The organism is Cloacibacterium sp. DMC96 (assembly GCF_056313765.1).
Window position 1 is genome coordinate 1,499,527 of the sequence record NZ_JBQUZQ010000001.1, and the last position, 12,557, is coordinate 1,512,083.

Annotated in this window: 9 protein-coding genes; 8 read left to right on the forward strand and 1 reads right to left on the reverse strand. The window is 33.8% G+C overall.

Going from position 1 to position 12,557, the window contains the following annotated elements; all coding sequences use genetic code 11:
* Window positions 1-2 precede the first annotated feature (2 nt).
* From porV to ACT53I_RS06665, 3 genes are all read left to right on the forward strand, one after another.
* Window positions 3-1,130, forward strand: coding sequence for a type IX secretion system outer membrane channel protein PorV (gene porV, locus ACT53I_RS06655; RefSeq protein WP_476078983.1), 1,128 nt, complete (start codon window positions 3-5; stop codon window positions 1,128-1,130).
* Window positions 1,131-1,281: 151 nt separating this feature from the next.
* Entirely contained in the window at window positions 1,282-1,605 is a 324-nt protein-coding gene (locus ACT53I_RS06660) for a YegP family protein (RefSeq protein WP_476078984.1), read from the forward strand.
* A 192-nt stretch (window positions 1,606-1,797) separates the two neighbouring features.
* Window positions 1,798-4,032 (forward strand): FUSC family protein, encoded by a 2,235-nt coding sequence (locus ACT53I_RS06665; protein ID WP_476078985.1) that lies wholly within the window; start codon window positions 1,798-1,800, stop codon window positions 4,030-4,032.
* Here the strand turns inward: ACT53I_RS06665 and ACT53I_RS06670 are convergent.
* Window positions 4,029-4,667: a 4'-phosphopantetheinyl transferase superfamily protein gene (locus ACT53I_RS06670; RefSeq protein WP_476078986.1), complete on the reverse strand. Its 639-nt coding sequence runs from the start codon at window positions 4,665-4,667 to the stop codon at window positions 4,029-4,031. The two genes, ACT53I_RS06665 and ACT53I_RS06670, sit on opposite strands and share 4 nt — an antisense overlap.
* 148 nt (window positions 4,668-4,815) lie before the next feature.
* Between ACT53I_RS06670 and ACT53I_RS06675 the strand changes: the two genes are divergently transcribed.
* From ACT53I_RS06675 to ahcY, 5 genes are all read left to right on the forward strand, one after another.
* Window positions 4,816-5,193, forward strand: a complete 378-nt coding sequence (locus tag ACT53I_RS06675) for a hypothetical protein (RefSeq protein WP_074650935.1) — start codon at window positions 4,816-4,818, stop codon at window positions 5,191-5,193.
* 127 nt (window positions 5,194-5,320) lie between these two features.
* Window positions 5,321-6,403, forward strand: coding sequence for an efflux RND transporter periplasmic adaptor subunit (locus tag ACT53I_RS06680; RefSeq protein WP_476079385.1), 1,083 nt, complete (start codon window positions 5,321-5,323; stop codon window positions 6,401-6,403).
* Window positions 6,404-6,426: 23 nt separating this feature from the next.
* Window positions 6,427-9,603, forward strand: a complete 3,177-nt coding sequence (locus ACT53I_RS06685; RefSeq protein WP_476078987.1) for an efflux RND transporter permease subunit — start codon at window positions 6,427-6,429, stop codon at window positions 9,601-9,603.
* Window positions 9,587-11,026 (forward strand): TolC family protein, encoded by a 1,440-nt coding sequence (locus ACT53I_RS06690; RefSeq protein WP_476078988.1) that lies wholly within the window; start codon window positions 9,587-9,589, stop codon window positions 11,024-11,026. The genes ACT53I_RS06685 and ACT53I_RS06690 overlap by 17 nt, the downstream gene beginning before the upstream one ends.
* A 146-nt stretch (window positions 11,027-11,172) precedes the next feature.
* Entirely contained in the window at window positions 11,173-12,486 is a 1,314-nt protein-coding gene (gene ahcY, locus ACT53I_RS06695; RefSeq protein ID WP_104793499.1) for an adenosylhomocysteinase, read from the forward strand.
* Window positions 12,487-12,557: the final 71 nt, after the last annotated feature.

A 12,557-nucleotide genomic window follows, 5' to 3' on the forward strand; every position in this document is an offset into this window, starting at 1 on the left:
ATATGAAATTAACAAAAAAACTCTTTTTAGGACTAAGTATTGGAATCGGAAGTTTGGCGATGGCACAAAATACTTATCCTGTGCTTACAGGAGCTCCTTTTTTAAGGATTTCTCCAGATGCTAGAGCTGGAGGTTTAGGAGATCAAGGTGTGGCAACAAGCGCAGATGCTTTTTCACAATTTTGGAACGCTTCTAAGTTCCCATTTAGTAGAAATACCTCTTCTGCTGCCGTAAGTTATACTCCATGGATGGGAAAACTCACCAACGATGTATTTTTACTATATCTAGGCTTTAATACCATGTTAGGAGAAGAAGACCGTTCATCTCTTTCTGCAAGTATTTATTATTTCAATATGGGTTCTGTAGATCTTACCAGATTAGTAGGAAGCGAAGTGGTAAATGAAGGAACCGCAAAACCTAATGAATTTGCAATAGATGTAGCTTATGCTTTAAAATTATCAGACACCTACTCTATGGCTGTAACAGGAAGATATATCCGTTCTGATTTATCTGGTGGAATTGGTTCTGAAAGCACACTTAAACCAGGAAATTCATTCGCAGTAGACGTTTCTGGATATTTACAAACTTATAAACACACCAGTTTTGGTGATTATGAAGGAAGAGTAAGAGCTGGTTGGGCAATTCAAAATTTAGGTCCAAGATTAGATTACACTGGTGACGAAAATTCACGTTCATATTTACCTACCACTTTCAGATTAGGAGCTGGTTATGATTTGTTTTTAGACGAAGTCAACAAAGTAGGTTTAACTCTAGAAGCTTCTAAATTACTCGTTCCTGGTCCAGATGAAACAGGAAACGTTCCAAATGTAGGTGTAATCGAAGGAATTGGTAAATCTTTCAGCAATAAAGAAAGTATTATGTACAGTGGCTCTTTAGAATATTCTTATGACAATGCTTTTTCTGTGAGAACGGGTTATTTTAGAGAGAGCGAAATTCAAGGAGCAAGACAATACGCAACTGTAGGTGTAGGTCTTAATTACAACTCTTTTGGTCTAGATTTATCTTACCTCATCAATACTTCTAAAGTAAATACCGCTCTTGATAATACTTTAAGATTCGGACTTACTTGGAACATTGGCGAAGAATCTTATAACAACGAAGATTATTAAAATTAAAATTAATTTTAATTTTTAATCAAGTATAAAAGAAAAATTTCAACTAAATAAATAAACTTATTAAATATTTTTAAAAAATCTCAATTTTGTATTGAGATTTTTTTATTTTTCTATAACTTTGAAATTAACTAAATTTCAAAACATTATGGGAAAATTTGTAATAAAAACCACTGCAACTGGTTTTAAATTTGACTTAAAAGCTGGAAACGGACAAGTAATTTTATCCAGCGAAGTTTACACTACCAAAGAAGCGTGTCTAAAAGGTATTGAATCTGTAAAGAAAAACGCTTCTGATGATTCTAAATATGAGCGAAAAGTAAGTTCCAATGGAAAACCAATGTTCAACATAAAGGCTGGAAATGGGCAAATCATTGGAACGAGCGAACTTTACGAATCTGAAGCAGCAAGAGATAACGGAATAGAATCTGTAAAGAAAAATGCACCAGATGCAGAAGTTGTAGAAGAATAAATCTAAAATATTTATAAAATACAAAACGCCGAAAATTAATTTTCGGCGTTTTTATGTAAAGATTTTCTATTGTAAAAAGTACCTCATTTTTAGAATTCTCCCACTTTACAATTCTACAATTCTAAAACTCTCTCTAGAACTCTATCATTCTATAACTCTCCCACTCTATTTCACAATTACTATCTTTGCAAAATGAATTATGCTTCGGAACTTAAAAAATTTATTACCAGTCAATATATTTACTCAGGAACCAGAATTGCTTTAGCCGTTGTAATCCCGAGTATTATTTTGGCGTATTTAGGTTTGCTGAAAGAATTTTTCTTATTTCCACTCGGAACCCTTTTCCTAGCGCTTACGGATTCTACAGGTCCTTTTCACCGAAGAAGAAACGCACTGATTGTTGCCTCTGGATTTTACTTCTTTGTATCGCTGATTGCGGGACTGCTGAAAGATTTCCCACCGCTTATTTTTTTAGAAATAATCATTTTCGGGATGTTTTTTACCATGTTAGGCGTTTATGGACAACGTTTAGCAGCAGTAGGTTCCCTCACATTAGTCGTTTTAGCCATTTTTATAGATGGCGCTCCTGGTGGTCATTCTGCGTTTTATAATGCATTGGTTTTTACTTTAGGTGGAATTTGGTTCATCTTGGTTTTCATGCTGGTAACGGTAATCAAACCTTATAAACTGGCAGAACAAATGATTGGCGAAAATTACATAGAACTCGGTAATTATTTGAAATTAAAAGCTCATTTTTACCATTCTAAGCCAGATTTCGATGTTTTGTACAAGCAAATTTTTGCATTGCAAGTCAGAATCAAAGAACACCAAGAAGCGACAAGAGAAGTGGTTTTCAAAACCCGACAAATCGTAAGAGAATCTACTTCTACCAGTAGATTATTGATGCAGCTTTTCCTCAATTCACTTGACCTTTACGAAATTTTATTGACTTCAACCAACGACTACCGAAAACTGCAAAATACTTTTGGCAATAAAAATATTTTAGAAAAAATCCACAATTACCTCAATTTATTATCGAATGAATTGGTTCACATCGGGATTTCTATTCAAGGAGGATTAAAAACCGCTCCAATTACTGATATTTCTACAGAACTTCATGCCTTACACGAAGAATATTACCAACTTAGAAATCAACACCTGAACGCTCAAACGCTAGAAGATTTCATGATTTTGAGACAAATTATGCACAGAATTTCTGCCATTTCAGAAGAAACTCAAAAAATATATCTTTTAAAATCTCAAGATATCAAATTGGCAAAAAGCCTTTCTACAGGCTTAGATTTAGAAAAATTTGTACAAAAAGATGAAAAACTTAACTCAAAAGTTTTCCTAGAAAATTTCTCTATCAAATCCAATCATTTCAGACACGCTGTAAGAATTACTACCGCATTATTAGTAGGTTACGCCATTTCTAAAATTGAAATATTTCATATTCAAAAGACTTTCTGGATTCTCATTACCATTTTGGCGATTATGAGACCTGCCTACAGCATTACCAAACATCGAAACATCCTCAGATTATACGGAACAATTGGTGGTGCTGCAGCTGGATTGTTTATTATTTATTTCATCACCAATCCTCCTACACAATTTGTGATTTTCTTAATCTGTTTGGTGCTCACTTTCAGTTTACTCAAAGATAAATATGCATGGTCTGTTTTCTTTATGACGATTTATATTTTCTTGATGTTCAACTTTTTAAAACCCGGTGATTTCTCAAAACTTTTTATGGAAAGGTTGATTGATACTGTAATTGCTGGAGTCATTGTATTTCTGGTTTCTTACTTGGTTTTACCCGTTTGGGAACATCAGAAAAATAGAACTTTTATGCTGAATTACATCCTTGCCAATCATAAATATTTGAACACTATCATTGAGATTCTTCAGCAAAAAAACATTCCTATTCAAGACTATAAAATCAGCCGAAAACACGCTGTGGTAAGTTTGGCCAATCTTTCTGATAATTTTCAGAAAATGCTTTCTGACCCAAAAGATCAACAGAAAAATCTAGAAAACGTTCACCAATTTGTGACCACTTCTCACCTCTTTACCGCTTACAGTGCATCTCTTTCTCAGTACGCACAAAAAAATACGGTTTATCGTGAAATAGACTTCGAAAATTGGAAAAATAAGATTAATGCTGAACTTTCACGCACTATAGCGATTTTACAAAGACAAGAAATTAAAAAAGATGATTTTGCAGAAAGTAAACTTACGCCTGAAGATTTGGTGAATGAACTTTTAGAAAAAAGAAAAGAAGAAATCACCGAAAATGAATTCTACGACAGACGAGATCCTAAAAATATTTCTCATCTTACTGAGCTCAAAAACATCAGAGAATTACTGGAACTGATTTATAATCAAGCTCGTGACCAAAGAAAAATTGCAGAAAAAGTAACTGATTAATCTTCTAAATCGCGGTTTTCTTCTACAATGGCAAAGTAAAAATCTTCTATTTTAAAGACTTTTGCAGTGAAATCATGACTGAAAAAATCATCAAAAACTCTGCATTTTATTTCAGAAAGGTTATTGATATCAAAAGGAAATACCTGATAATGTTTTTTTAACGACCAATATTTAGACAAGTGAACTTTGTAAAGACTTTCTTTGATGACCCAAATAATGGTCAATAAATCTACTTCATTTTCTCTGTTCTGAGTCCAAATATGTTCTGATTCGTGTAGAAATTTATCCTTGATTCTTAGAATTTTAGAACTTACTTTTTCTAAATCTATTCCTACTCTATTTTTAGAAACCGCTAAAGAAGCAAATGGAAAAGAATGCGTGATAGAAATATGTGCGGAATCTGGCCAGAGATAAGGTTCGCCGATGGTTTTATAGAGAATTTTGTGCTCTGGAAGTAGCATTTTGAGCATTTTTCTTACCATCAAATGTTCTAATAACTTTTTTGGATGATAATCTTTGGCATTTTCCAGATTTTCGGGTTCTATGAGTTCTTCTGCGTTAAATTCGTCGTCATCACTATACTTCCAATAAAGAATTACAGCATTTTCATCAGAATAATCATGATAGAAAGGCATATATTTATTTTACGGTAAAATTACTAAATAATTTCAATTCTATAATTTTTTAAAACGTTTAATTTAAAAGTTTAAGAATGTTAATTTTTGTTAATCATGATTTAACTATTCAATATAATAGTAATTTTGTCCCTTGAAAAAATACTACGTGAAGACTTGGACTAAATTTTTTATTACCAATATTCTCCTGCTTTTATTAGTAGGAGGAAAACTTCATGTATCTCCTAAAACTTTTTCTGCTGAGAAAATTTCTTCACACAAAAACATAGAAAAACATTCAGCAGACAATAATTTCATTAGCATTTCAGATGAATTACAAGATTTAGATAATGTAATTTTTGAACTAGATGAAGAAGAACTTTCACATACTGGAAGTTTCTCTGATTTTTCTCTAACGGATAATCTTTATCATCTTAATTTTAATATTCCAAATGATTTTATTTGGAAGAAAATAGAATTAAGAAACAAAATCTTACTCACTCTACAATCTAAAATTTACATTCTGGTTCGTAATCTGCGAATTTGATTTCTCCATTTTTCCCTTCTTAAAATTTCTCTTCTTTAAGAGAAAAATTCTTTACACACAAGTCATTAATCATTGACTATGTGCATTTTATCATTTTAAATTTCATAAATTTTCAAATCATATGATGATCAAAAAAATCACATCATTAGCAAGTCTAATGGTATTATTTCTGGCATTAAGCTGTTCAGAAAAAAAAGAAGAAAAAGTAGAAAATTCCATTTATCCAGCTACTATTCCTTTAAAAACAAATACAGATATTACTAAAGAATATGTAGCCAAAATTCAATCTGCTAAAAACATTGAAATTCGTGCTCAGGAAAAAGGATTTCTACAAAAAATATACGTAGATGAAGGTCAATATGTCCATGCAGGCCAACCCATGTTTCAAATTATGCCTCAAATTCTACAGGCAGAAGTGATGAAAGCAAAAGCCGAAGTAGACCAATCTATAATAGAACTAGAAAATGCAACTAAACTATCGGTAAATAATGTAGTTTCTAGAAACGAACAAAGAATGGCAAAAGCAAAACTAGATGCAGCAAGAGCAGAATTAAGACTGGCACAAACCAAATTATCTTTTACCACTATTAGAGCTCCATTTTCGGGAATTATCAATAGAATTCCTTTAAAATTAGGAAGTTTGGTAGATGAAGGAGATTTACTTACTTCATTATCAGACAATTCTGGCATTTACGCTTATTTCAACCTCTCTGAACCAGAGTATCTTAACTATCAAATGCATGCTGCTGAAAGAGGTGACAAAGGAGTGAATCTGGTCATGGCAAACGGTGAACTTTTCCCAGAAAAGGGATTTATTCAAAACATAGAAGGTGAATTCGATAGTGAAACAGGAAATATAGCTTTCCGTGCTAAGTTCCCTAACCCTAATCAATTACTGAGAAATGGAGAAACAGGAAAAATAAAAATGTCTTTGCCTCTTGAGAATGTTCTAGAGATTCCACAAAAAGCAACTTACGAAATTCAAGACAAAACATATGTCTTTGTAGTAGACCAAAACGGGAAAATAAAGTCTAGAGAAATAACGATTGCTCATGAACTACCAGACATTTACGTAGTTTCAAGCGGACTTCAAGAAAATGAAAAATTCTTGCTAGAAGGCGTACAAAAAGTAAAAGACAATCAACAAGTACAAATAAAATTTGTAAACCCACAAGAAGTTTTTAAATCTTTAAAAATAAAAGCGAATTAATTTCTTAAATCCTTTGAAAAATTATGTTTAATAAATATATAAGAAGACCCGTTCTCTCTATAGTCATTTCATTGATTGTAGTGTTTCTTGGTGCGCTTGCTCTCATAGAATTGCCAGTGACGCAGTTTCCATCTATCTCACCGCCCAAAGTAAATATTACGGTAGAATATCCTGGTTCTAATAATGAATTAATGGTAAAATCTGTAATCATTCCATTAGAACAATCTCTGAATGGAATTCCCGGTTTAAAATACATGACTTCTGATGCTGGAAATGACGGAGAAGGCTCTATACAATTGGTTTTTAACCTAGGAACAGACCCTAATATTGCTGCAGTAAATGTACAGAACAGAGTTTCGTCTGCAGTTAATAAACTTCCGCCAATCGTAGTAAGAGAAGGGGTGAAAATCACCAGAGAAGAACCCAACATGTTGATGTATGTAAACCTTTATAGTAATGACAAGAAAGCAGACCAAAAATTCTTGTTCAACTATGCTGACATCAATATTCTTCCAGAACTCAAAAGAATAGATGGTGTAGGTTTTGCTGATATTTTAGGAGACCGACAGTACGCCATGAGAATTTGGTTAAAGCCAGATAGAATGACTGCTTACAACATCTCTGCTGACGAAGTAATGGAAGCCTTAAACGAACAAAGTTTAGAAGCTTCTCCGGGAAGAACTGGCGAAAGTTCTGGTAAAGTCTCACAAAGTTTTGAATATGTCATCAAATATCCGGGTAGATTTACCAAAGAAGAAGAATACAAAAACATTATTATAAAAGCGAATTCTAATGGAGAATTTGTAAGGTTAAAAGACATAGCAGATGTAGAATTTGGAAGCATGATGTACGACATCTACTCTACCTTAAACGGGAAACCTTCTGCTGCAATTACCATTAAGCAATCTTATGGCTCTAATGCGAGTCAAGTAATTAAAGATGTAAAAGAACTTTTGGCCAAATTAGAAAAAAAAGATTTCCCAAAAGGGATGCATTATGAAATAAGTTATGATGTTTCTAGATTTTTAGATGCTTCTATGGAAAAAGTAGTTCATACTCTTTTCGAGGCGTTTATTCTGGTATCAATTGTTGTATTTTTATTCTTAGGAGATTTACGCTCCACCATTATTCCTACACTTGCCGTACCCGTTTCATTAATTGGAGCTTTCGCGGTAATGTCTGCATTTGGGATTACCTTAAATCTTATTTCATTATTTGCATTAGTGATGGCAATTGGGGTAGTAGTAGACGACGCCATAGTAGTAATAGAAGCAGTACATGCCAAGATGGAAGAAAAAAATCTCTCTCCTTTAAAAGCTACTGAAGAAGCTATGCACGAAATAAGCGGAGCAATCATTGCCATCACTTTGGTAATGGCATCTGTATTTATCCCTATTGCTTTTATGTCTGGACCTGTAGGTGTTTTTTATAGACAATTTTCCATTACTATGGTTTCTGCCATTATTCTATCTGGGTTAGTTGCTCTTACTTTAACCCCTGCTCTATGTGCTTTAATTCTCAAAAATAATCACGGAAAAAAAAGAAAGAAAACACCTGTCAATAATTTTCTAGATCGATTTAATAACTTCTTCAACAGAGGTGCAAATAAATACGAAGGATTACTTCAAAAATTTGTGACTAAGAAAATGTTTACTCTTCCGATATTATTGATTTTTTGTTTGGGAACATTTTTCTTGAGTAACAAAGTTCCTTCTGGATTCATCCCTGGAGAAGACCAAGGAATGATTTACGCCATAGTACAAACTCCGCCAGGCTCTACCTTAGAGAGAACTCATAAAATTGCTTTAGACCTGCAGAAAAAAACGGAAAAGATAGAAGGTGTACAGTCGGTTTCTTCATTAGCTGGGTACGAAATCCTTACCGAAGGAACAGGTTCTAATACCGGGACTTGTTTAATTAATCTTAAAAATTGGAGTGATAGAAAACATTCTGCTACAGAAATCATAGAACAGTTAGAAGAGATTGCCAAAGAAATTCCAGGAGCTAATATTGAGTTTTTTCAACCACCTTCTATCCCAGGTTATGGAGCAGCAGGAGGTTTTGAACTTCGTTTATTAGATAAAGCTGGCAGTGGTGATTATCATAAAATGGAAGAAGTGAGCAAACAATTCGTAGAAGATCTTAAAAAAAGACCAGAACTTGGTAATGCCTTTTCTTTTTATTCCGCAAGTTTCCCTCAATATATGATGAGAGTAGATAATGATATGGCAGAACAAAAAGGAGTAAGTGTAGGAAAAGCCATGGATAATCTCTCTACACTTATTGGATCTAATTACGAAACAGGTTTTATAAGATTTGACAGACCTTACAAGGTGATTGTTCAAGCTGGGCCACAATATCGTGCATTGCCGCAAGATTTACTCAAATTGTACACTAAAAATGACAAAGACCAAATGGTTCCTTATTCAGATTTTATGCACTTAGAAAAAGTATATGGAATGTCTGAAATTACACGTCATAATCTTTACAATTCTTCTGAGGTAAGTGGTAATCCCGCTGAAGGATACAGTAGTGGTGAAGCGATTAATGCCATAAAAGAAGTGGCCGAAAAAACTTTACCTAGAGGTTTTGACATTGATTGGGCAGGTATTTCTAAAGATGAAGTAAGCCGAGGAAATGAAGCCGTTTATATTTTCTTAGTTTGTTTAGGATTTGTATACCTCATATTATCCGCACAATACGAAAGCTTTGTTTTACCATTACCTATTATTTTATCCTTACCAATTGGGATTTTCGGAGCGTTTTTGTGCTTAGAATTATTTGGTTTAGAAAATAATATTTATGCACAGATTGCCATGATTATGCTCATAGGTTTATTGGGGAAAAACGCAGTACTAATTGTAGAATTTGCTGTACAAAGAAGAGCTGCTGGAGAAGAAATTGCCAAAGCAGCTATCCAAGCCGCTACTTTACGTTTCAGACCTATTTTGATGACTTCATTTGCATTTATTGCTGGGCTTATTCCGCTAGCCATAGCAACTGGACCAGGAGCTATAGGAAATAGAACCATAGGAACAGCCGCTGCTGGAGGAATGCTGATAGGAACCGTTTTTGGACTTATCATTATTCCTGGTTTATATTACCTTTTCGGAGTGATTTCAGATAAACTCAGAATGGCAGAACACGAAGACGAAAATCCTTTAACCGAAGAAATTGACAATAATGAACCGATTTTATAAAAACATAAGCCTTTCTTTTTTCACCATATTATTAATAGGTTGTAAAGCACCTATGCCTACCGTGATTAAAGATGAAACAAAAGAAAATCTCCCTAAAAATTTCGCTCAATCTAGTAATGATGAAACGAAGAACATAGGAAATACTCCTTGGAAAGAATTTTTCACCGACGTAAATCTTCAAAAATTGATAGAAACAGCTCTTGTTAATAACCAAGAACTGATGAAAACATATCAAGAAATAGAAATGGCCAAAAGCAATGTTCTTTATCAAAAAGGGAAACTCTCTCCTTTTGTAAATGCAGGTGGCTCTATTGGCGTAAAAAAAGCAGGAAGATACACCAGTGAAGGCGCTGGTGACGCAAGCACCAATATGGAAGGAGACCACCCTATTCCAGACCCATTATTTAATTATGAAGGCGGATTAAATGCAAGTTGGGAAATAGACATCTGGAAAAAATTGAGAGACGAAAAAGATGCTGCTGTAGCTCATTATCTATCTACTGTAGAAGGGAAAAATTTCATTCTCTCCAATTTAATTGCAGAAATTGCAAACAATTACTATGAACTTATTGCTCTTGACCGCCAGTTAGATATTATTCATCAATATATTCAAATTAATGAAAAGGCTCTAGAAATAGCAAAAATTCAAAAAGAAGCAGCGGCAACTACCGAACTAGCGGTGAAAAAATTTGAGGCAGAATTAGCAAAATCAAAAGCCGAAGAATATGTCATCAAACAAGACATTACCGAAAAAGAAAACATAATTAATGCTTTAACGGGAAGATTTCCGCAAAATATTGAACGTTCTACCGAAAATATGATGCCACCACTTCCTGAACAAATTTTTACAGGGATTCCTTCTCAATTGCTAGAAAATCGACCAGACATTAGACAAGCAGAATATGAACTTACCGCTTCAAAATTAGATGTAGAAGTGGCTCGTAAAGAGTTCTACCCTTCTTTGGGAATATCAGCTTCGCTAGGTTTGGAAGCTTTTAAACCAAATTATTTGGTGAAATTTCCAGAATCAGTAGCCTATCACCTTGCTGGTGAATTAGCAGGACCACTGATTAATAAATCTGCAATTAAAGCCAATTTTCAGTATGCCAATGCTAAACAACTAGAAGCATTGTATGAATATGATAAAACCATACTGAACGCTTACCTAGAGGTTTCTACCAAAATGTCAAAAATCAAAAACCTTAATCAATACTATGAATTAAAAAACCAAGAAAGTAAAGCATTAGAAAAATCTATAGACATTGCTCAACTTCTTTTCAAAAATTCTAGAGCAGACTATCTAGAAGTATTGATGAATAATAGAGATTTACTAGATGCTAAAATGGAACTTGTAGAAGCACAGAAAAACCAACTCACCTCTGTAGTCGAAATTTATAAAAGTTTAGGCGGAGGTTGGAAATAATATATTGTTTTTTCTATCAACCGAAACTCTGCTATGGATTTTTCTGTAGTGGAGTTTTTAATGGATGATTATGATAGATTTTAACTGTAATTATTTCAAATTTTTTAAAAAAATATATTGTATTTTTGCAAAAATTTTTTCAATTAATGGAAACTAAAACTCAATATTTACCTTACAAAGTTAAGGATATTTCCCTAGCAGAATGGGGACGCAAAGAAATTCAATTGGCTGAAGCAGAAATGCCAGGTTTAATGGCGTTAAGAGAAGAATATGGTCCTTCTCAACCATTGAAAGGCGCTAGAATTGCAGGTTGTCTTCACATGACTATTCAAACTGCTGTTCTCATCGAAACTTTGGTTCACCTTGGTGCAGAAGTAACTTGGTCTTCTTGTAATATTTTCTCTACTCAAGATCACGCTGCTGCTGCTATTGCTGCTGCTGGAATCCCAGTTTACGCATGGAAAGGAATGAATGCAGAAGAATTCGATTGGTGTATCGAACAAACCATTTTCTTTGGAGAAGACAGAAAACCATTAAACATGATTTTAGATGATGGTGGCGACTTAACCAATATGGTTTTTGACAAATTCCCAGAATTAACTGCTGGAATCAAAGGTCTTTCTGAAGAAACAACTACTGGTGTTCACAGACTATACGAAAGAATGGCAAACGGAACTCTAGTAATGCCTGCAATAAACGTAAACGATTCTGTTACTAAATCTAAATTCGACAACAAATACGGTTGTAGAGAATCTGCTGTAGATGCAATCAGAAGAGCGACAGACGTAATGCTAGCTGGTAAAAGAGTGGTAGTTTGTGGTTTTGGAGATGTAGGTAAAGGTACTGCTGCTTCATTTAGAGGAGCTGGTTCTATCGTTACTGTTACAGAAATTGACCCAATCTGTGCTTTACAAGCTGCTATGGAAGGTTACGAAGTGAAAAAACTAGACACTGTAATCGAAAATGCTGATATTGTAATCACTACTACAGGTAACTTTAATATTGTTAGAGCTGAACATTTCAAAAAAATGAAAGATAAGACCATCGTTTGTAATATTGGTCACTTTGATAACGAAATTGATATGGCTTGGTTAAACGAAAACTATGGTAATACCAAAACTGAAGTAAAACCACAAGTAGATATTTACAATGTAGATGGTAAAGAAATCATCATTTTAGCAGAAGGAAGATTGGTAAACCTTGGTTGTGCAACTGGTCACCCAAGTTTTGTAATGTCTAACTCATTTACCAACCAAACTCTAGCTCAAATTGAACTTTGGACAAATTCTGAAGCTTACGAAAACAAAGTGTACATGTTACCAAAACATTTAGATGAAAAAGTAGCAGCACTTCACCTTAAAAAATTGGGTGTAGAGTTAGAAACACTTTCTCCAGAACAAGCTAAATATATTGGTGTAGAAGTAGAAGGTCCTTTCAAACCAGAATATTACAGATACTAAAAAGTTGAAAGTTAGAAATCGGAAGATGGAAGACTGAAAATTAATTTATACTACAACTCCTCAGAAATTCT